The sequence below is a fragment of the Citrobacter sp. C13 genome, assembly GCF_014596815.2.
Lineage (GTDB): Bacteria > Pseudomonadota > Gammaproteobacteria > Enterobacterales > Enterobacteriaceae > Citrobacter > Citrobacter portucalensis.
On record NZ_CP115024.1, the window covers coordinates 2,699,089 to 2,718,735 of the forward strand.

Genomic DNA, 19,647 nt, shown 5'->3' on the forward strand with positions numbered 1-19,647 from the left:
GGGTAAAGCACTGCCGCCACCCGGCAAAAAACAGATTAGTTGTTTACCGGGATCACCGCACCTTTATATTTAGTACGGATCCAGTCCTGGATCTCTTTTGAATGCAGGACATCAACCAGCGCTACGATATCCTTTTTCTTCTCGTCGCCACGATGCACGGTAATGATGTTGGCATACGGGTTGTTTTCACCACTTTCAACGGCAATAGGATCTTTCACTGGATCCAGCCCGGCGTCGATGGCGTAGTTGGCGTTAATCACCACCGCATCACCTTCGTCGTTGTTATACATCTGCGGTAACAGCGCGGCTTCCACGTTTGGCAGGAACTTCAGCTTTTTCGGGTTTTCGACGATATCGCTAATGCGCGCGGTTACTTTATCCACGCCCGGCTTCAGCTTGATCACTCCCTCTTTTTCGAAAATCGACAGAATTCGGCCTTCCTCAGATACCGCATCACGCATGATGACTTTGCCGCCTTCCGGTAGATCTTTAAGCGATTTCACTTTTTTCGAATAGATACCAATCGGCTCAATGTGAATCGCTCCGGCACTGACGAAGTCATATGTTTTATCGCCTGCATGATCTTTAATCACGCTGTTCAGGTACGGAATATGCTGGAAGTAGTTGGCATCAATCTCACGGCCAGCCAGCGCAGTGTTCGGCAGAATGTAATCCTGGAACGGTTTAATCTCCAGATCGATCCCCTGCTTCGCCAGAATCGGTTTGGCCTGTTCAAGGATCTCCGCATGCGGCACATTAGACGCGCCAACGGTCAGAGTATCAGCCCAGGAGGCAAAGCTCAGGGCGCTTAAGGTTGCTGCAGCGAGTAACGTCAGTGATTTTTTCATGATAATGGTTTCCGTATTTTATTAGCGTTTATCTAACAGAGAGGTGATCACATCGCCGCAAAGCTGGATGATGAAGACAATGAGCAAAATCGTCACCGTCGCCACCAGCGTGACGTCGCTGTGGTTGCGCTGGAATCCTTCCAGATAGGCCAAATTCCCTAAACCACCGGCACCAATTACCCCTGCCATCGCGCTGTAGCTCACCAGCGCAATTAGCGTCACGGTGATCCCGGACACCAGAGCAGGAGAGGATTCCGGCAGTAAAACTCGAAAAATAAGCGTGCTCAGACGTGCGCCCATCGAACGCGTCGCTTCAATAACGCCTTTATCCACTTCACGCAGAGCGATTTCGACCAGACGCGCATAAAACGGCGTGGCCCCCACGATCAGCGCAGGCAACGCGGCATTGGCGCCGAGAATGGTGCCTACCATCGCTTTGGTAAACGGGATAAGCAGCACGATCAAAATGATGAATGGGATCGAACGAAAGATATTCACCACCAGTGAAATAGCGCTATATACCGCGCGATTAGGGAATAATCCGCCGCGCGCTGTCAGGAACAACGCCAGGCCAAGCGCGATGCCAAGGATAAAGGTCGCCGCCCCCGAAAGAGCTGTCATATACAGCGTTTCCTGGGTTGCCGCTAACAGTTGCTCCCACTTCAGATGGGGAAACAGTTCTTCAGCCATGTTGAATCACCTCGCCTTCAATGTCGCTCTGGCGCAGGTCGGCCAAAATATTGTTCAATTGTTCCTCAGAGGCCACCACGTGCACCCAGAGCTGACCAAACGCGCCGTGTGCGGTTTGCGTCATTTTGCCGTGCAAGATGTTGAACGGCAGGCCATAGCGCAGGGTCAATTCCCCAACCACAGGTCGGTGCGTGCGTTGCCCGGTAAAGGTTAATTTGATAACCACCCCACCCAACTCGCTTGCCAGTTGCGGATTAAACTCGTCTTCTTCGGTGTACTGGCTCACCTGACGAACAAACTGTCGGGTAATAGGCTGCTGAGGATGGGTAAAGACGCTGAGCACATCACCTTCCTCAACGACCTTGCCGTTTTCCATTACCGCGACGCGGTCGCAGATTTTGCGTACTACGTGCATTTCATGAGTGATCAGCACAATGGTCAATTTGAAGCGACGGTTAATATCGAGGAGTAAATCGAGGATCTGATCGGTAGTTTGCGGATCCAGCGCCGAGGTGGCTTCGTCACACAGCAGGACATCCGGATTGTTCGCCAGCGCGCGGGCAATTCCTACACGCTGCTTTTGCCCACCGCTGAGCTGGGAAGGATACGCATTTTCACGACCGCTCAGCCCAACCAGCGTAATCAGTTCAGCAACCCGCGCTTTGATGGACGCTTTGGACGCACCGGCGATTTGCATAGAGAAAGCAATATTTTCGCTAACGGTCCGCGACCACAGCAAATTGAAGTGTTGAAACACCATGCTGATTTTCAGTCGCGCCTGGCGTAACGATTCCCCACTGGCGGCAGAGATATCGTGGCCGTTAATCGTCACGCTGCCGGAGGTCGGTTTTTCGAGACCATTGAGCAAACGAATTAAGGTGCTCTTACCTGCCCCGCTGTAACCAATAATTCCGTAAATCTGCCCCTGTTCAACCGTCAGATTGACGTTATCGACAGCGGTGATGGCAAGCCTGCCTGGCGTAAACACTTTCGAAATATTTTTCAGGACAATCATGTCGTTTGGGTATCCGCTGCTACTTATTGTTCTTCTGCTATCGCTTTTAGCTGTTTAGCAGTATGGATGTCCAAACGAGTGTAATCAGTGGAATTGGCTTTTAGAATGAATTAAAACGAATTTGATATAACTTTTAGAAATATAGTACAAGATCAACGTCAACCGTATAAAACATAGTCATCAGGATGTTAAATGCAGTTTGTTGCGCAACAGAACGCAACGCCCGATAACCTCTTTATCCATACCGATGAACAAATTAATGAATATTTATTGTAAAACTGCACAGAAGTGTTTTGAAACGCTGTTTCCATTTTCCTTTTTGATAATTTTCAGCGTATAATGCGCGCCAATTGTCTCTTGAATGGTTTCAGCACATTGACCTGTAAAACTCAACGACTACAAAACTCACCATCCCGTTGGGCTGAAACACAAGCACACATTCCTCTGCACGCTCTTTCGATGTCACCTATCCTTAGAGCGAGGCATCACAACTTTCGTAACTCAGGTTTAGCTTCCCGTCCGTGCGCGGCGGGAGCCAGATTTCCATATCCTTCTCAACTTAAAGACTAAGACTGTCATGAAAAAGACGAAAATTGTTTGCACCATCGGTCCGAAAACCGAATCCGAAGAGATGTTAACCAAAATGCTGGACGCGGGCATGAACGTCATGCGTCTGAACTTCTCCCACGGTGATTACGCAGAACACGGTCAGCGCATCAAGAATTTGCGCAACGTCATGAGCAAAACCGGCAAGAAAGCCGCAATCCTGCTCGACACCAAAGGTCCGGAAATCCGTACCATCAAACTGGAAGGCGGTAACGACGTTTCCCTGAAAGCGGGCCAGACCTTCACCTTCACCACCGACAAATCTGTCGTAGGCAACAACGAAATCGTTGCTGTTACTTATGAAGGCTTCACTAAAGATCTGTCCGTCGGCAACACCGTTCTGGTTGACGATGGTCTGATCGGCATGGAAGTTACCGCCATCGAAGGTAACAAAGTTATCTGTAAAGTGCTGAACAACGGCGACCTGGGCGAAAACAAAGGCGTTAACCTGCCGGGCGTTTCCATCGCGCTGCCAGCACTGGCTGAAAAAGACAAACAAGACCTGATCTTCGGTTGCGAGCAAGGCGTTGACTTCGTTGCAGCGTCCTTTATCCGTAAACGTTCTGACGTCGTTGAAATCCGTGAGCACCTGAAAGCGCACGGCGGCGAAAACATCCAGATCATCTCCAAAATCGAAAACCAGGAAGGCCTGAACAACTTCGACGAAATTCTCGAAGCGTCTGACGGCATCATGGTTGCGCGTGGCGATATGGGCGTTGAGATCCCGGTTGAAGAAGTTATCTTCGCGCAGAAGATGATCATCGAAAAATGTATCCGTGCACGTAAAGTCGTTATCACTGCGACCCAGATGCTGGACTCCATGATCAAAAACCCGCGTCCGACCCGCGCTGAAGCCGGTGACGTAGCGAACGCCATCCTCGACGGTACCGACGCAGTAATGCTGTCTGGCGAGTCTGCAAAAGGTAAATACCCTCTGGAAGCCGTTACCATCATGGCGACCATCTGTGAGCGTACTGACCGTGTGATGACCAGCCGTCTGGACTTCAACAACGACAGCCGCAAACTGCGCATCACCGAAGCCGTTTGCCGTGGCGCGGTTGAAACTGCTGAAAAACTGGACGCGCCGCTGATCGTCGTCGCAACCCAGGGTGGTAAATCTGCTCGCGCAGTACGTAAATACTTCCCGGATGCCACCATCCTGGCGCTGACCACCAACGAAACTACCGCGCGTCAGCTGGTGCTGAGCAAAGGCGTTGTTGCACAGGTGGTTAAAGAAATCAGCTCTACCGATGATTTCTATCGTCTGGGTAAAGAAGTCGCTCTGGAAAGCGGTCTGGCTCAGAAAGGTGACGTTGTGGTTATGGTTTCTGGTGCACTGGTTCCGAGCGGCACCACCAACACCGCATCCGTTCACGTGCTGTAATAATTCCAACGCGAATTAATTTGCTTAAAAAAGCGCCCTGGTGGCGCTTTTTTTATTTAATCGATAGCCACAATTAATAAAAAATCAAATCGGATTTCACTATCTAATCCGTGATTATCTAAGATGAATCCGATGGAAGCTTTCTGTTTTCACTCGGGTTTTTAGCCGTTTTTGCACAATTCGATGCTTCTTTGAGCGAACGATCAAAAATAAGTGCATTCCCATCAAAAAAATATTCTCAACATAAAAAACTTTGTGTAATACTTGTAACGCTACATGGAGATTAACTCAATCTAGAGGGTATTAATAATGAATCGTACTAAACTGGTACTGGGCGCGGTAATCCTGGGTTCTACTCTGCTGGCAGGTTGCTCCAGCAACGCTAAAATCGATCAGCTGTCTTCTGACGTTCAGACTCTGAACGCTAAAGTTGACCAGCTGAGCAACGACGTGAACGCAATGCGTTCCGACGTTCAGGCTGCTAAAGATGACGCAGCTCGCGCTAACCAGCGTCTGGACAACGCAGCTACTAAATACCGCAAGTAATAGTATCTGTGTAATAAAAATGGCGCACTTTGTGCGCCATTTTTTTGCTCTGAATTCCCCTTCCCTGTTATTGCGTAGCGCGTACCTCAGCATCTCCTCCCGGCACGCCATTTTGCGCAGACTTCACTTCTGGCCCATTGCTCGCGACCGATGCTTGCCCGGCAGTGACGGTGACCGGATAACCTGCGCGACGATACAACGCCCTTTCCACCAGATTGTTATCCACCGCTTTATTGTCTTTAAACTGGGTAAATCCGGCTGGCAGCACATACGGCATGGTCTGGACGTTTTGTTCCTCTTCCGGCGACAGCGGTCGATGCACTTCGACATACCTCATGCCGTTCGGCTCAATCGAATATTTTATCGGCTCATTAATCACCCTGACCGGCGTGCCTGTGCGGACCTGAGCAAACAGTGCTTTAATGTCCGGCGCGTTCATGCGAATACAACCAGAACTCACACGCAGGCCCACGCTGTCCGGTGCGCTGGTGCCATGGATCAGATACTCACCGTTTCCATGCGCCAGACGCAGTGCAAAGCGTCCTAACGGGTTATTTGGCCCGGCAGGTACAACAGGCGGTAATGTGATGCCGCGCTCCAGAGAGCGTTTACGGATGCCTGGTGTAGGGGTCCAGGTAGGATTCGGGATTTTCTGCCCAACCCGGGTTTCCATTACCGGCGTTTCCAGCCCCTGCAAACCGATACCAATTGGGAATACCTGAACAATATTCTCTCCCGGCGGGAAGTAATACAGACGCAGTTCCGCCAGATTCACAATAATGCCTTCGCGTGGTGCATCCGGCAGCAGTAATTGTGAGGGAATAGTAATCAGGGTTCCGGGTTTAGGTACGGGGGCAATAGTATTGTTGGCTTCAAGGATCAGCATGGCAGCGGTATCAAACTTACGGGCTATCGCCTGTAGATTTTTATCGCCTTCCTGCACGGTGTAGGTTTGGTTTTGCCCAACAAGGCGGCTATTCGCCTGGGGCAAAGGATAATCGACCGCCCATGCGGCCTGAATAGCGCTGTAAGCGCCGATTAGCATTAACGTAATAACAGACGCGCGTTTCATACTCACTCACCCCCCTGGCGTTCTTGCCGGACCGCGGCGAGCGCCCAATCCGGCTTACGAGTCACTGCGTTGCCTTACACGAACGCTTTCAAGTCGGTCTGAAAGTTAACGTGTTTTATCAGTTTAGCTAAGAGTTGCGGCTTTGGCGCGAATAGCCCGAATCATCGCCTCCAGTCCTTGTGAACGAGACGGTGTGAGGTGCTGTGCGAGCGCCATTTTTTCAAACCACGGACGCACATCAAAATTCACAATATCCTGGGCCGTCATGCGATCATACAAAATGAATACCACGGCAATAAGTCCTTTAACAATTGCCGCATCACTGTCGCCCTGTAATTCAATAATCCCTTCGCCATTCTGGTTCATAACAATCCATACCTGACTTTGACATCCCTGGATGCTATTTTCCGGGCAGCGTAGGTCGTCGTTTAATTCCGGCAAACGCTGACCCAGCTCAATAATGTACAGGTATTTCTCTTCCCAATTAGCGCAACGCAGAAAATTACGCAACAACTTTTCTTTATCCGGTAGCGCAGCCATAACGCCTCCCTGTTAGCCCAGTAAATGATGAATACGCTTGAGGCCCGTTACCAGGCGATCCACTTCTTCATGGGTGTTGTACATTGCAATCGACGCCCGGCACATAGCAGGAACGTTATAGTAGGCCATCAGCGGCATAGCGCAGTGATGTCCCGTCCGCACGGCTATTCCATAGTTATCAAGAAAACTGCCGACGTCAAAGGCGTGATGTTTACCAAGGTTAAATGCAATCACACCCAGGCGGTTATCCGGCCCGTAGAGCGTCAAATCAGGTACATCTGCCAGCTGCTCCAATGCATAGCGCATCATGAACTGTTCATATTCGCTGATTTCAGTAAGCCCCAGTGCTGAAACATACTCAATAGCCGCGCCGAGTCCGATAATACCTCCGGTGTTTGGCGTTCCGGCTTCAAAACGCCAGGGGGCTTTGGCCCACGTTGTTCCCTGACTCAAACTCACCGTCGCAATCATTGAACCACCGCCTTCCCAGGGTGGCATTTCCTGCAACAGCGACTCTCTGGCATACAGAACGCCAATACCGGTTGGTCCATAAAGTTTATGCCCGGAGAAAACATAAAAATCGCAATCCAGTGCCTGGACATCCACCTGATGATGCATCACCGCCTGCGCGCCATCCACCAACACTTTTGCGCCGTATTGATGCGCTAGCTCAATCATTTCCGATAACGGGTTCTCGGTACCCAACACGTTAGAAACGTGGGTAATCGCCAGCAGTTGCGTACGATCGTCAAACAGCGTCGGCAGCGTCTCCAGCTGCAACGTACCATCGGCATTGAGCGGAATAACACGCAGTTCTGCCCCTACGCGGGCACACAGCATCTGCCAGGGCACAATATTGGCGTGGTGCTCCATTTCGCTGATGATAATGTTATCGCCCGCTCGCACATTGCTGCTGCCCCAGCTGTTCGCCACCAGATTGATGCCTTCCGTCGTACCACGAACAAACACCAGCTCTTCCGCTGAGCGGGCGTTAATAAACAACGAGGCAAGCTTGCGCACATTTTCCATTTTTTCCGTGGCCTGGGCGCTCAGCGTATGAATACCGCGGTGGACCGCCGCATAGCCGTGACGATAAAACTCGGCCTCAGCATCAATCACCTGATTGGGTTTTTGCGCGCTGGCAGCGCTGTCCAGATACGCCAACGGTAAACCGTTCACTTCACGCGTCAGGACCGGAAAGTCTGCCCGTACTTTTTCAATGGGAAATGTCATGCTGCGCCTCCCGGCAAGCGTTGGGCGATCCGCGCCAGTACCTGTTGTTTCAGCGTTTCATCGCCCAGGGCTTCCGTCAGCTCAGCGGCAAACGCATAGAGAATCATGTGTTGAGCATCCTGCTGACCGATTCCGCGTGAACGCAGATAGAACATCTGCTCGTCGTCGATCCGTCCTACCGTCGCCCCGTGGCTGCATTTCACATTGTCGGCGTAGATTTCGAGCTGTGGCTTGGTATCCACCTCCGCCAGCTTTCCGAGCAACAGATTATTGTTGGTCATCTGACCGTCGGTTTTGATGGCGTGCTGTGCGACGTTGATCAGACCATTGAATACCGCCCGCCCCTTATCGCTGACAATCGTTTTATGCAACTGGTGACTGTTGCAATAGCCTTTGTTGTGCTCAAGCCAGGTCCGTGTATCACAGACTTCATTTTTCACCGGCATCGCCAGACTGTTCAGACGAAGCGTGGTGTTTTCACCGTTAAGCTGCGTACTGGTGTTATGGCGCAATACCGCATCACCAAGCAAGAAACTGTGGCTGACGGCAGTCGCATCCGCACCCAATTGAATATCATTATGGGCGAAGTGGTGGCTGAGCGGATTTTCAAACGCCAGTTTGATATGGCGCAAATGGGCGTTTGCCGCGACGTTCATCGTTAAGCGTGCGCCGGTGAAATGGCGACGCTCGCTGAGGCTGGCATAGTGTTCAATGACGGTGGCTTCTGCGCCTTCCGCCAGCTCCAGATGGTGGCGATAGTGCGCCGTATTCACCTCATCGCCCGCCACCCCCTGGGTAATATGCAGCAGCAACAGCGGCTTCGCGGGGCGCTGGTTACGCTTCACCTGAATGTGCGTTACGCTACGGGACAGGCTTTCAGTAAGGTGCAAAAACACTTCCGGTTGGATAGCCGCTGGCAGCGCCTGGCGCGCATCGTCAATGGTAATGTCAAAACCGCTACCGTCCGCGCTGTCGCTGAGCGTCGGAGAGAATTGTCCGTCAACAAATACCAGTCGAATAGCGTCAATTGTCGGCGATAACGCTGCACATTGGGCTGACGTTATCTCAGCGACATGACTGACAAACTGGCTGTTGGTTAATCCCTCCAGCGGCGTGTATTTCCAGTCCTCATGTTTACGCGTTGGCAGCCCCAGACGCAGCATCTGTTGCAAGTGCTGCTGCGCATGGTGTGAGCGTGTCTCCCCTTGCGTCTCAAACAGATGGTGCCACTGTTGCAGCACGTTACTGCTGTTCGCTAAGCCAGCCATAACCTTGCTCCTCCAGTTGTTTGACCAGCGTAAAATCGCCGGACTTCACAATTCGCCCCTGGTAGAGAACGTGAACAAAATCGGGTTTGATATAGTCCAGGATGCGCTGATAGTGAGTGACGATAATGAATGAGCGTTTCCCGTCACGCAGCGAGTTCACGCCATCCGCAACGATTTTCAGCGCATCAATATCCAGCCCGGAATCTGACTCATCAAGAATGCACAACTGAGGCTCCAGTACGGCCATTTGCAGAATGTCATTACGTTTTTTCTCACCGCCGGAGAAACCGACGTTAACCGAACGCGTGAGCAAATCTTCCGGCATCTTCAGCAGCGCAATTTTCTCTTCCATCAGGTCCTGGAAGTCGAACCTGTCCAGCGACTCTTCGCCACGGTAACTGCGCACCGCATTCAGTGCCGTTTGCAGGAAAAACTGGTTACTAACGCCAGGGATTTCCACCGGATACTGGAATGCCATAAAGATCCCTTCACCGGCCCGGTCCTCCGGCGACAGTTCCAGTAAATCCTTGCCGTTGAACTCTACGCTCCCGCCAGTGACGTCGTAGTCTTCACGTCCGGCCAGGGTTGCAGAAAGCGTACTTTTCCCCGAACCGTTTGGTCCCATAATGGCGTGAACTTCTCCGGGTCGAACCTCAAGGCTCAACCCACGCAGGATCGCCTTATCTTCCACACTGACCTGTAAATCTTTGATGCTTAACATGTGCTTTCCTTAAAATTTAACCGACGCTGTGCTCAAGACTTATGGCGAGAAGTTTTTGCGCTTCCACGGCAAACTCCAGCGGCAGTTCAGAGAACACGTCTTTACAGAAACCATTCACGATCATCGAAATGGCATCCTCTTCGCTGATGCCGCGCTGCAAACAGTAAAACAACTGGTCTTCACCAATGCGCGACGTGGTGGCTTCATGTTCAAGCTGGGCGCTGTTGTTACGACACTCCACATACGGGAAGGTATGTGCCCCACAATCCGCACCAATCAACATCGAATCGCATTGGGTATAGTTGCGGGCGTTGGTGGCGGTCGGCATGATCTTCACTAAACCGCGATAGCTGTTCTGACTGTGTCCGGCGGAGATCCCTTTCGAGATAATGGTCGATTTGGTGTTCTTGCCGATGTGGATCATCTTGGTGCCGGTATCGGCCTGCTGATGTCCACTGGTCAGCGCGACGGAGTAGAATTCGCCGATCGAGTTGTCGCCACGCAAAATGCAGCTTGGGTATTTCCAGGTAATGGCCGAGCCGGTCTCCGACTGCGTCCACGACATTTTGCTGTTTTCGCCTTCGCAGAGTGCGCGCTTGGTGACGAAATTCAAAATACCGCCCGTATTGCCATCGCCGGGAAACCAGTTTTGCACCGTGGAGTATTTCACTTCGGCATCTTTGTGGATGATGACTTCCACCACCGCCGCGTGTAGTTGGTAACTGTCGCGCACCGGGGCTGAACAGCCTTCGATATAGCTGACGTAGCTGCCCTCATCCGCAACCAGAATGGTGCGTTCAAACTGCCCGGTTTTTTCCGCATTGATACGGAAATAGGTCGACAGCTCCATTGGGCAACGCACGCCTTTCGGTACATAAATAAACGTGCCGTCAGATGCCACCGCCGCATTCAGCGCGGCAAAGAAATTGTCATTGCCGGGGACAACCGTGCCCAGGTACTGTTTTACCAGCTCAGGATGATCGTGAATGGCCTCACCGAACGAACAGAAAATAATGCCCTGCTCCGCCAGTTTGTCGCGATAGGTGGTCGCTACCGATACCGAGTCGAAAATAGCATCAACCGCCACTTCTTTGCCTTCACGTACCGGCACGCCAAGCTGTTCGAATGCGTCCTCAACCTCTTTGCTTAAAAATGCATTCGCGCCCGTTTGCTGTACCGCTCCCGGTTCAGACGCACAGGTTTCATCGCAGTTACCGCAGGAAGGTGCGGAGTAATAGCTGTACTCCTGATAATTCAGTTTGTCGTAATGCGCTTTAAGCCAGTGTGGTTCTTCCATGGTCAGCCACGCTTTAAAGGCATTCAGGCGAAATTCCAGCATCCAGTCGGGTTCATTTCGTTTTGCCGAAATCGCGCGCACGACATCTTCATTGATTCCTTTTGCCAGCTCATCGGTTTGCAGTTGGGTGAAGAAGCCCTCTTTGTAATTAAGGTGCCCGCCAGCCCAGGTGTTGACATCGTCAGTTGCTTCAGTATTACGAGACATAGTACCGCCTATACCCCAAAACTTTCGCCACAGCCGCATTCGTTCTGGGCTTTCGGGTTATGAAATTTAAATAACTGGTTTAATCCTTCGCGAACGAAATCGACTTCTGTGCCGTCAATGAACGGCATCGCTTGTAACGGTACGTAAAGTCTGGCGCCCTCCGTTTCAAACAGCAGATCGTCTTTTTCGGGTTGGCGGACGGTATCCAGCACGTAGCCGAATCCCGCGCACCCTGTTTGCTTCACGCCTAACCGTACGCCCAACATGTCAGGTTGCTTTGCCACCAGCTCACGGATATGCGCCGCAGCCGCTGGCGTTAACGTCAGTCCACGCCAGGCAAAATCGTCCGGGTTAAATGTTCCTGAATGCAATTCCATAGGGTTACCTCGAGTCACTAGCTTTAAAGCTATAACATCATGTTAGTGATAATGATTATCACTTCAACCCCTCAACAGCAGGGGCATTCGGGTTAATCGCCCTTTTTGGCTACTTTTACTAAGCATAGACCCTGCAGCGAGGGTTTACAGGGATGGATTATTTTTTTCAATGCATTGATTAATAATGGATTATGAAAACCCAATCGTTCAGTCAGGTCAAATGACAAAAGATGTATAGAAAATGTCTATTTAAGGGATAGGTGGGGATGAAGGTAGGGAAAAACAATTCAAATAATAAACAAGCAACAAAAAACCCTTAAGTCTGCTTGTTGGCAGGCTTAAGGGTTCCGGCCCCATCCGGCGCTTATCTCCGGCACTCATATTGGCTTAGCTCTTGAAGGGGCGATAAGAAGAATCTCATACACTGATTAGTTTTTTTTAACACTAATTGCGGTTTGACTCTTTTATAAACGCGTTCAATCACATATTTAACACTGTGCCTCACTGAGCGTGTCCAGCAGCAGGCGTAGCCCTGCGGGTTGATGTTCACGTGAAAGGTATAAACCATAAATCGGCAGGCATTTAGGTTGAAGTTCTGGCAGTAATCGAATTAGCTTTCCCTGCGCCAGCCCTTCCTGCGCCTCCAGCTCTGGCACCAACGCGATCCCCATTCCTGACACCGCCGACTCGCAGAGCAGCGAAGAGATCCCTGCACTCAAATTCCCTTTGATTGCAACGGAGACAGACTGCCCCTGAGCATCCACAAAGTGCCAGGATTGTCCGGCAAAACCGCTGTAGTAAAGGCAATTGTGCCGTGTGAGATCGTCGATTGTCTCAGGCGTGCCATGTTGATGCAAATAATCTGCGGACGCGCAAAGTACCGATTTACAGTCGCCCAACCGACGGGCGATGGTTCCTGGCTCGGGATTTTCCGTTATGCGGATCGCCACATCGATGCGTTCCCCCACAAGGCTTACCGGTTGATTATTGATCTCCACCTCAATACGTAATTGCGGATATTGCTCCATAAACGACGGCAGAACCGGAGCAAGAATATGCATGGCAGTAAAATGGGCGCAGGCCACACGTAGCGTGCCGGAGGGAATTTGCGCGGCACTGGCGGCACCAATATCCAGCGAAAGTTGCGCCAGAGAACGTGTTTTCACTAATGCCTCTTCACCTGCGGGCGTGATCGTCAAGCGACGCGATGAGCGATGGATAAGCCTTGCGCCTGCCCATTTTTCCATCTCGTCGAGGTAACGACTGACCATCGGACGGGAAAGCCCCAGCGCACGCGCGGCGGCACTCAGACTGCCCAAATCACAGATATGGTTGAATACCGTTGCCGCCATCACTCTGTCCATTGCATCCCATCCGATCGTTTTATGAAACTCAGCATGTCCTAATGAGGGAATTCTAACAGATCCGAATTGCCTTAAAATACGGGAACTATCAAAAGACAATTTCCTGCACAAGGTTACCTGGTATGAAAATTAAAACTCTGGCTCTGCTGTTACCTCTGTTTGCGTCTTCAGCTTTCGCCGCGCCGCTACAGCTGGACGTCTATAATCCACAGGATAAGGCTATTTTCCCGGTTTCTTCGACGCTGGTGTCTGGCCCAAAAGAGGCGATTTTGTTTGACGCCCAGTTCAGCACCAAAGATGGCGAACAGTTGGTTCAGATGATTCGCGCCAGCGGTAAAACGCTGAAGGCTATCGTGATCACTTCCGGCGATCCGGATTTCTATTTTGGTCTGCAACCCATCGTCAAAGCCTTCCCACAGGTAAAAGTCCTGGCAACGCCGCAGGTGGTAGACCATATCCGCGCCACCAAAGAGGCCAAGCTGCAGTTCTGGGGCCCGCAAATGAAGGACGGCGCGCCAACATCGCTCACCGTTCCGCAGGCGACTACGCAAACGCAGTTCACGGTTGATGGCGAAACGCTGGAACTGCGTCACGCCAACGATTATGCAGCGTATATCTGGATCCCGGCGAATCGCGCCATTATTGGCGGCACAGGCGTGGCTTCCGGTATACACGTCTGGACTGCGGATACACAGTCTGAAGAACAGCGCAGTGCATGGCGTAACGTACTGCGTGAAATGCAGAGCTTACAGCCCACTCAGGTGGTCCCGGGTCATTACATTGGTGAACGCTCAACCGGCGATAAAGCGATCCGCTTCACTCAGGACTATTTGCAGTCGTTTGAGCAGGCGCTAGGGGCGAAGAAAGGATCGGACTATGTGATTAAAACCATGACGGCAGCATGGCCAGGCCTTGCAGACGTAAGCTCGCTGGAACTAAGTGCGAAGGTTAACAGTGGCGAGATGAAGTGGTAATGAAGATTTAAGGCAAAAAATAACCCCGAACGCGTGTCGGGGTTTCGTTACGATAAGCATACCGGAATCAATGAACGCCCATGCGCCAGGCAAAATAGATCTCTTCTTTCAGTTCAGTTGAAGAGAGTGCTAACAGATCTGCAAACTCCAGCTCAAGCTGTTTCAGCCTTTTCAGGTACTGAGCCGGTGAAAGATCGGTTTTATCACGACGTAAAAACTCTATTGCCAGTTGGGCCGGGTCTAATTGGGTAGACATATCATCCTCGCTTGTGTTCAAAACCTGCACAGTATAACACCATTCCCTGTGCAGATAATGACCAAAAGCAATATGCATCACAAAATTGCGGTCGTCAGACGCGACGTGCAGCACAATCGTCCCTGCTCATCGAAGATTTCTATTTGCCACACCTGGTGACGAGAACCAGTATGTAACGCGCGACATACGCCCCTGACGTGCCCTTCCCGCGCAGAACGGATATGGTTGGCGTTGATCTCCAGACCCACCACTTTCTGCTCACCCTGTGTACACAGGTATCCCGCTACCGAACCAATGCTTTCCGCCAGCACCACGGATGCGCCGCCGTGCAACAACCCAAAGGGTTGTTTGGTACGATGGTCCACCGGCATCGTCGCTTCCAGCGTATCGTCGCCAATGTGCACAAAACGAATATCGAGCAACCCAACCATATTTCCTTCACCCATGGCATTGAGCGCCTCGAGTGTGACTTCACGTTTCCAGATCATCCTATAATCTCCAGCAGTGCCTGTAATGGGTGGCGAACGCCCGTACCTTCAACGCGTTTAACCTGGCTGCGACAGGAGTACCCTGTAGCCAGACAACGGTTACGTGGCAATCGTTGCATTGCCTGGTGCCATGATAACTCATAGATCCCCAATGAGTTTTGGTGATTTTTCACTTCGTGCCCGTAGGTGCCAGCCATACCACAGCACCCCACGCTGACGTTCTCCAGCTTTGCGCCAAAGCGAGCAAAAATAGTCGCCCACTGTGCAGGCGCGCCCGGCAAAGCCGTCACTTCGGTACAGTGGCCAAAGAAGTACCACGGTTCACCGCCAACAGCGACTGACTGCTGTGTTTCCACAGCTTTCGATAACCATTCGTTGGCCAGCAGCACATGGAAATCACCCCGCAGTTCTCCCAGCACCAGCTTGTATTCATCGCGATAACAAAGCACCAGCGCCGGATCAACTCCCACCATCGGAATATTCAGCTTCGCTACACGGTTAAGAAACTCGGATGTCTTTTTCGCCGTTTTGGCAAAACGGTTTAAAAAGCCTTTAATGTGCTGCGCCTTGCCATTTGGCGAAAACGGCAGCAGTACCGGCTGCATACCCAGTTTTTCTACCAGACGTATAAAATCAGCGACCACCTGCGCATCGTAATAGCTGGTGAAAGGGTCCTGCACCACCAGCACCGTACGGGCTTTTTGCTCGAGGCTGAGTAATTCGAGCTGTTCCAGCGTCATATTGGCGGAACGATGTCCCACCAGTTGGCGTTGCAGCGACGGCGCAGACAACAGCGGTAAATCAACCATTCCAATGTGCTTTTTAGCCAGATTTCGCACCAGCGGCTGATTGATGAAGAAGTTAAACGTTTTAGGCGCCCGCGCCATTAACGGCGCATAGCTCTCAACGGTCGCCACCATATGATCGCGCAACGGGCGCAGATAACGCGTGTGGTACAGCTGCAGGAAGCGTGAGCGAAACTCCGGCACATCAATTTTAATCGGACACTGTGTGGAACAGGCTTTACACGCCAGGCACCCTGACATCGCCTCTTTTACTTCGTGCGAGAAATCGTATTCGCCCTTGCGTGCATGCCAGCTGTTGCGGGTACGGGTAATCAGCGTGCGTAAACTGGCGCGTTTCTCCGGTAGCTCTTTTTCCAGTTGCACAGGATCGATCCCGCGATCGGCCAACAGACGCAGCCATTCACGTACCAGCGTAGCTCGCCCTTTCGGAGAATGGATACGGTTAAGGCTGATTTTCATCGACGGACACATGGGGCTTTTCGCATCGAAGTTAAAGCATAACCCGTTGCCATTACACTCCATTGCCCCACGCCACTCCTGGCGTACGGCCAGCGGGATTTGACGGTCATACGTTCCGCGTTTCACCGCGTCCACTTTCATCATCGGCGCATCAACGTCTTCCGGTGGACAGATTTTGCCGGGATTGAGCCGGTTTTGCGGATCAAACACCGATTTCACTTTGCGCAGTTCACGATACAGTTCATCACCGAAAAATGCCGGACTGTATTCCGCACGGAAACCTTTCCCGTGCTCACCCCACAACAGACCGCCATATTTTGCCGTCAGCGCGACGACATCATCAGAAATGCGTTTCATCAGCACTTCCTGCTGCGGGTCGCACATATCCAACGCCGGTCTGACGTGCAGCACGCCAGCATCCACGTGGCCGAACATGCCGTAACTCAGACCATGGCTGTCGAGCAGCGCGCGAAACTCGGCAATATAGTCAGCCAGATGCTCCGGTGGAACGCAGGTATCCTCGGCAAATGGAATTGGCTTCGCTGAACCTTTTGCATTGCCCAGCAGACCGACGGCCTTTTTACGCATGGCGTAAATACGCTCGACACCCGCCAGCTCGGTACACAGCTGCCAGCCAATAACGCCCGCTTCCTGACGAGCGATTAACCCATCCAGGCGTTCGCAGAGTGCGCTGACCTGCGAATTAATCAAGGTTTCGTCGTCACCGGCAAACTCGACAATATTCAGGCCCAGCATCTCTTTATCCGCTACATCGGTAATCAGTTCGCTTACCGAGTGCCAGACGATGTCTTCACGCGCCAGATTGAGTACTTTGGAGTCGACGGTTTCTACCGACAGTGCGCGCGCTTCCACCATCACCGGCGCGTTACGCAACGCCGAATCAAACGAATCGTACTTAACGTTAACCAACTGTCTGACTTTGGGCAGTGGCGTGATATCAAGGCGGGCTTCGGTGATAAACGCCAGCGTACCTTCAGAGCCGGTAAGAATGCGGGTTAAATCAAATTCGGTCATCTCATCGTTAAAGACGTGCCGCAGATCGTAACCCGTCAGGAAGCGATTAAGTTTCGGGAATTTATCCATGATCAGCTGTCGGTTATCACGACAACGCTCATAAACGGTCTTATAGATACGGCCAATCGTGGTATTGCTTTTACCCAGCATTTCGGCAAGCTCGACCGGCATGGGCTGGGTATCCAGAATATCACCGCCCATCAGCACCGCACGGATGCCCAACACATGATCGGAAGTTTTACCGTAAACCAACGATCCTTGCCCGGACGCATCGGTGTTGATCATCCCGCCGAGCGTTGCCCGGTTACTGGTGGATAATTCGGGGGCAAAGAAATAGCCGTATGGCTTCAGAAACTGGTTGAGCTGGTCTTTTATCACCCCGGCTTCTACCCGCACCCAACCTTCTTGCGGGTTGATTTCAATAATGCGGCTCATATAGCGGGACATATCAACAATAATGCCCTGATTCAGCGCCTGACCGTTGGTCCCGGTGCCGCCGCCGCGTGGGGTAAAAATCAACGACGAGAAAAGCGGTTCTGCCGCCAGACGGGCGATTAGCGCCACATCTGCGGTTGAACGAGGGAAAACGACAGCATCAGGAAGCAGCTGATAAATACTGTTATCCGTCGACATTGTCAGACGATCGGCATAGCTCGTTGCCGTATCACCCGTGAATCCTTGCTGCTCCAGTGCCTGCAAAAAATTGAGCACCAGTTGAACGACACCTGGCGCCTGAGAAATTTGTGGAATCATTATAGTGACCCTTTCCTGCGGTCTGTGTTGTGAATTTAATCGTTTGCGTGTTGCTTTGTTTGTTGTATCACATTTTTTTCTAATACGCTCAGCAGATTTACAGGCAGAATCCGCCTGTTCAAAACCGCTGAAATTGCTCATCATTACAGGGTGTCATTTAAGTATTCACGTCGCGTCAACGTTCTGGCGCAAAGACAAAGGTGAAAAGTATTTATGGTAAATTTCCGTCAGCCCAGGGATATTGCACAAGTGCTGCTATCGGTGCTGTTTTTAGCCATCCTGATTGTGGCCTGTCTCTGGATTGTTCAGCCCTTTATCCTTGGTTTTGCCTGGGCAGGCACGATTGTCATTGCGACCTGGCCTATCCTGCTACGCTTACAAAAATTGCTCTGGGGACGCCGTTCACTTGCCGTACTGGTGATGACGCTGTTGTTAGTGCTGTTGTTCATCATCCCCATCGCGCTGCTGGTTAACAGTATCGTCGATGGCAGCGGGCCGCTAATCCATGCCGTAACCGCAGGTGATATGACGCTACCGGATCTGGCATGGTTGAACAGCATTCCACTGGTGGGTGCCAAAATGTATGGCGCATGGCACAGCTTACTGGATATGGGCGGCTCGGCCATTATGGCCAAGGTTCGTCCTTATATCGGTACCACCACCACCTGGTTCGTCGGTCAGGCCGCGCATATCGGCCGCTTTATGATGCACTGTGGTCTGATGCTGCTGTTCAGTGCCCTGTTGTACTGGCGCGGTGAACAGGTCGCATTAGGTATTCGTCACTTCGCTTGCCGTCTTGCCTCTAAACGTGGCGATGCTGCCATTTTGCTGGCCGCGCAAGCCATTCGCGCAGTCGCATTAGGCGTTGTGGTCACCGCTCTGGTGCAGGCAGTGCTCGGGGGAATTGGTCTGGCGGTAACCGGCGTGCCTTACGCCACGCTGCTGGCGGTATTGATGATCCTGTCTTGTCTGGTGCAGCTGGGGCCGTTGCCGGTGCTGATTCCGGCCATTATCTGGCTATACTGGACGGGGGATTCCACCTGGGGCACCGTGCTGTTGGTGTGGAGCGGCGTGGTCGGAACACTGGATAACGTGATTCGACCGATGCTGATTCGTATGGGTGCCGATTTGCCACTGATCCTGATTCTCTCCGGGGTCATCGGTGGACTGATTGCCTTCGGCATGATTGGTCTGTTTATCGGCCCAGTGGTACTGGCCGTTTCCTGGCGTCTGTTCTCCGCCTGGGTAAACGAAGCCCCTGCGCCAGGTACCAATCCGGATGAAATCCTCGAAGAAATTGCTGAAATCGAACGCAATAAGTAATCCAACATCAGGCGGCAGCGCCGCCTGATTGTTTAACAATACTAATCAATCCTCCCTCTTGCGGGATTAGACCCAACCTCGTCCTTCTTTAAATAATCATTTGTGTCGCAAATTCTTTACAGTTTTTAAACTATTGAGATGAATCTGATCGACGTAAAAAATCACTATGCCTACTATTAGCCCATGGCTTTAGATCAACACATTGATTTATAAGCATGGAAATCCCCTGAGTGAAACAACGAATTGCTGTGTGTAGTCTTTGCCCATCTCCCACGATGGGCTTTTTTTTATCCTTCACGCGCCACTCCACCAACCTTAACGCACCAACACATTATCTTCCCCGTCAAGGAACAAATAATATTGCACAAAATACTGTGACTCTCTT

General features: G+C 51.6%; 19 protein-coding genes and 1 other RNA gene. 6 read left to right on the forward strand and 14 right to left on the reverse strand.

Annotated elements, in window-relative coordinates:
* Positions 1 to 35 precede the first annotated feature (35 nt).
* The 3 genes from IB222_RS12890 to IB222_RS12900 are packed head-to-tail and all read right to left on the reverse strand — an operon-like array spanning position 36 to position 2,553.
* The gene (locus IB222_RS12890; RefSeq protein ID WP_003029358.1) at positions 36 to 848 is read right to left on the reverse strand and encodes a MetQ/NlpA family ABC transporter substrate-binding protein; all 813 of its coding nucleotides are present in this window, start codon (positions 846 to 848) and stop codon (positions 36 to 38) included.
* A 21-nt stretch (positions 849 to 869) separates the two neighbouring features.
* Positions 870 to 1,538: a methionine ABC transporter permease gene (locus IB222_RS12895; RefSeq protein WP_149384654.1), complete on the reverse strand. Its 669-nt coding sequence runs from the start codon at positions 1,536 to 1,538 to the stop codon at positions 870 to 872.
* On the reverse strand, positions 1,531 to 2,553 hold the full coding sequence (locus IB222_RS12900; protein ID WP_149384653.1) for an ATP-binding cassette domain-containing protein: 1,023 nt from the start codon (positions 2,551 to 2,553) through the stop codon (positions 1,531 to 1,533). The genes IB222_RS12895 and IB222_RS12900 overlap by 8 nt, the downstream gene beginning before the upstream one ends.
* 375 nt (positions 2,554 to 2,928) lie before the next feature.
* Here IB222_RS12900 and IB222_RS12905 point away from each other — a divergent pair, with 375 nt between their 5' ends.
* The 3 genes from IB222_RS12905 (at position 2,929) to lpp (ending at position 5,089) form a co-directional block, all read left to right on the forward strand.
* Positions 2,929 to 3,123 carry a hypothetical protein gene (locus IB222_RS12905; protein ID WP_242637968.1) on the forward strand — a complete coding sequence of 65 codons (195 nt, stop codon included), beginning with the start codon at positions 2,929 to 2,931 and terminating at the stop codon, positions 3,121 to 3,123.
* A 7-nt stretch (positions 3,124 to 3,130) separates the two neighbouring features.
* Positions 3,131 to 4,543, forward strand: a complete 1,413-nt coding sequence (gene pykF / locus IB222_RS12910; protein ID WP_003029366.1) for a pyruvate kinase PykF — start codon at positions 3,131 to 3,133, stop codon at positions 4,541 to 4,543.
* A 309-nt stretch (positions 4,544 to 4,852) separates the two neighbouring features.
* A complete protein-coding gene (gene lpp, locus IB222_RS12915; protein ID WP_003029373.1) occupies positions 4,853 to 5,089 on the forward strand; it encodes a murein lipoprotein Lpp in 237 nt (78 codons plus the stop codon).
* 67 nt (positions 5,090 to 5,156) lie between these two features.
* On the opposite strand, the gene IB222_RS12920 is transcribed toward lpp, so the two are convergent.
* The 8 genes from IB222_RS12920 to IB222_RS12955 all read right to left on the reverse strand — a co-directional run bounded on the left by IB222_RS12920 (position 5,157) and on the right by IB222_RS12955 (position 13,168).
* A complete protein-coding gene (locus tag IB222_RS12920; protein ID WP_003832656.1) occupies positions 5,157 to 6,161 on the reverse strand; it encodes a L,D-transpeptidase family protein in 1,005 nt (334 codons plus the stop codon).
* 123 nt (positions 6,162 to 6,284) lie between these two features.
* Positions 6,285 to 6,701: a cysteine desulfuration protein SufE gene (gene sufE, locus IB222_RS12925; RefSeq protein WP_003832654.1), complete on the reverse strand. Its 417-nt coding sequence runs from the start codon at positions 6,699 to 6,701 to the stop codon at positions 6,285 to 6,287.
* Positions 6,702 to 6,713: 12 nt separating this feature from the next.
* Positions 6,714 to 7,934 (reverse strand): cysteine desulfurase SufS, encoded by a 1,221-nt coding sequence (gene sufS, locus IB222_RS12930; protein ID WP_008784609.1) that lies wholly within the window; start codon positions 7,932 to 7,934, stop codon positions 6,714 to 6,716.
* A complete protein-coding gene (gene sufD, locus IB222_RS12935) occupies positions 7,931 to 9,202 on the reverse strand; it encodes a Fe-S cluster assembly protein SufD (protein WP_149384652.1) in 1,272 nt (423 codons plus the stop codon). Before sufD ends, sufS begins: the two co-directional genes overlap by 4 nt.
* Positions 9,177 to 9,923: a Fe-S cluster assembly ATPase SufC gene (gene sufC / locus IB222_RS12940; RefSeq protein ID WP_149280871.1), complete on the reverse strand. Its 747-nt coding sequence runs from the start codon at positions 9,921 to 9,923 to the stop codon at positions 9,177 to 9,179. The genes sufD and sufC overlap by 26 nt, the downstream gene beginning before the upstream one ends.
* 16 nt (positions 9,924 to 9,939) lie before the next feature.
* Positions 9,940 to 11,427 carry a Fe-S cluster assembly protein SufB gene (gene sufB / locus IB222_RS12945; protein WP_020996440.1) on the reverse strand — a complete coding sequence of 496 codons (1,488 nt, stop codon included), beginning with the start codon at positions 11,425 to 11,427 and terminating at the stop codon, positions 9,940 to 9,942.
* A gap of 8 nt (positions 11,428 to 11,435) precedes the next feature.
* Positions 11,436 to 11,804: a Fe-S cluster assembly scaffold SufA gene (gene sufA / locus IB222_RS12950; protein WP_003832645.1), complete on the reverse strand. Its 369-nt coding sequence runs from the start codon at positions 11,802 to 11,804 to the stop codon at positions 11,436 to 11,438.
* Positions 11,805 to 12,292: 488 nt separating this feature from the next.
* A complete protein-coding gene (locus IB222_RS12955) occupies positions 12,293 to 13,168 on the reverse strand; it encodes a LysR family transcriptional regulator (RefSeq protein ID WP_149384651.1) in 876 nt (291 codons plus the stop codon).
* Between the two features lie 122 nt (positions 13,169 to 13,290).
* Between IB222_RS12955 and IB222_RS12960 the strand changes: the two genes are divergently transcribed.
* Positions 13,291 to 14,142 carry a Vmh family MBL fold metallo-hydrolase gene (locus IB222_RS12960; RefSeq protein ID WP_149384650.1) on the forward strand — a complete coding sequence of 284 codons (852 nt, stop codon included), beginning with the start codon at positions 13,291 to 13,293 and terminating at the stop codon, positions 14,140 to 14,142.
* A 67-nt stretch (positions 14,143 to 14,209) separates the two neighbouring features.
* On the opposite strand, the gene IB222_RS12965 is transcribed toward IB222_RS12960, so the two are convergent.
* The 3 genes from IB222_RS12965 to IB222_RS12975 all read right to left on the reverse strand — a co-directional run bounded on the left by IB222_RS12965 (position 14,210) and on the right by IB222_RS12975 (position 17,939).
* Positions 14,210 to 14,398, reverse strand: coding sequence for a YdiH family protein (locus IB222_RS12965; protein ID WP_003030540.1), 189 nt, complete (start codon positions 14,396 to 14,398; stop codon positions 14,210 to 14,212).
* Positions 14,399 to 14,475: 77 nt separating this feature from the next.
* Positions 14,476 to 14,886, reverse strand: coding sequence for a 1,4-dihydroxy-2-naphthoyl-CoA hydrolase (gene menI, locus IB222_RS12970; protein WP_003030541.1), 411 nt, complete (start codon positions 14,884 to 14,886; stop codon positions 14,476 to 14,478).
* Positions 14,883 to 17,939 carry an FAD-binding and (Fe-S)-binding domain-containing protein gene (locus tag IB222_RS12975; protein WP_063941510.1) on the reverse strand — a complete coding sequence of 1,019 codons (3,057 nt, stop codon included), beginning with the start codon at positions 17,937 to 17,939 and terminating at the stop codon, positions 14,883 to 14,885. The genes menI and IB222_RS12975 overlap by 4 nt, the downstream gene beginning before the upstream one ends.
* A gap of 213 nt (positions 17,940 to 18,152) precedes the next feature.
* Between IB222_RS12975 and ydiK the strand changes: the two genes are divergently transcribed.
* Both ydiK and rprA read left to right on the forward strand, forming a co-directional pair.
* A complete protein-coding gene (ydiK, locus tag IB222_RS12980; RefSeq protein WP_003832632.1) occupies positions 18,153 to 19,262 on the forward strand; it encodes an AI-2E family transporter YdiK in 1,110 nt (369 codons plus the stop codon).
* A 183-nt stretch (positions 19,263 to 19,445) separates the two neighbouring features.
* An RNA gene (gene rprA, locus IB222_RS12985) (antisense sRNA RprA) lies at positions 19,446 to 19,553 on the forward strand.
* The last annotated feature ends 94 nt before the right edge of the window (positions 19,554 to 19,647 follow it).

Coding starts and splice junctions, on each gene's coding strand:
- IB222_RS12890 (WP_003029358.1), bottom strand. CDS start 848: ATGAAAAAATCACTGACGTTACTCGCTGCAGCAACCTTAAGCGCCCTG.
- IB222_RS12895 (WP_149384654.1), bottom strand. CDS start 1,538: ATGGCTGAAGAACTGTTTCCCCATCTGAAGTGGGAGCAACTGTTAGCG.
- IB222_RS12900 (WP_149384653.1), bottom strand. CDS start 2,553: ATGATTGTCCTGAAAAATATTTCGAAAGTGTTTACGCCAGGCAGGCTT.
- pykF (WP_003029366.1), top strand. CDS start 3,131: ATGAAAAAGACGAAAATTGTTTGCACCATCGGTCCGAAAACCGAATCC.
- lpp (WP_003029373.1), top strand. CDS start 4,853: ATGAATCGTACTAAACTGGTACTGGGCGCGGTAATCCTGGGTTCTACT.
- IB222_RS12920 (WP_003832656.1), bottom strand. CDS start 6,161: ATGAAACGCGCGTCTGTTATTACGTTAATGCTAATCGGCGCTTACAGC.
- sufE (WP_003832654.1), bottom strand. CDS start 6,701: ATGGCTGCGCTACCGGATAAAGAAAAGTTGTTGCGTAATTTTCTGCGT.
- sufS (WP_008784609.1), bottom strand. CDS start 7,934: ATGACATTTCCCATTGAAAAAGTACGGGCAGACTTTCCGGTCCTGACG.
- sufD (WP_149384652.1), bottom strand. CDS start 9,202: ATGGCTGGCTTAGCGAACAGCAGTAACGTGCTGCAACAGTGGCACCAT.
- sufC (WP_149280871.1), bottom strand. CDS start 9,923: ATGTTAAGCATCAAAGATTTACAGGTCAGTGTGGAAGATAAGGCGATC.
- sufB (WP_020996440.1), bottom strand. CDS start 11,427: ATGTCTCGTAATACTGAAGCAACTGACGATGTCAACACCTGGGCTGGC.
- sufA (WP_003832645.1), bottom strand. CDS start 11,804: ATGGAATTGCATTCAGGAACATTTAACCCGGACGATTTTGCCTGGCGT.
- IB222_RS12955 (WP_149384651.1), bottom strand. CDS start 13,168: ATGGACAGAGTGATGGCGGCAACGGTATTCAACCATATCTGTGATTTG.
- IB222_RS12960 (WP_149384650.1), top strand. CDS start 13,291: ATGAAAATTAAAACTCTGGCTCTGCTGTTACCTCTGTTTGCGTCTTCA.
- IB222_RS12965 (WP_003030540.1), bottom strand. CDS start 14,398: ATGTCTACCCAATTAGACCCGGCCCAACTGGCAATAGAGTTTTTACGT.
- menI (WP_003030541.1), bottom strand. CDS start 14,886: ATGATCTGGAAACGTGAAGTCACACTCGAGGCGCTCAATGCCATGGGT.
- IB222_RS12975 (WP_063941510.1), bottom strand. CDS start 17,939: ATGATTCCACAAATTTCTCAGGCGCCAGGTGTCGTTCAACTGGTGCTC.
- ydiK (WP_003832632.1), top strand. CDS start 18,153: ATGGTAAATTTCCGTCAGCCCAGGGATATTGCACAAGTGCTGCTATCG.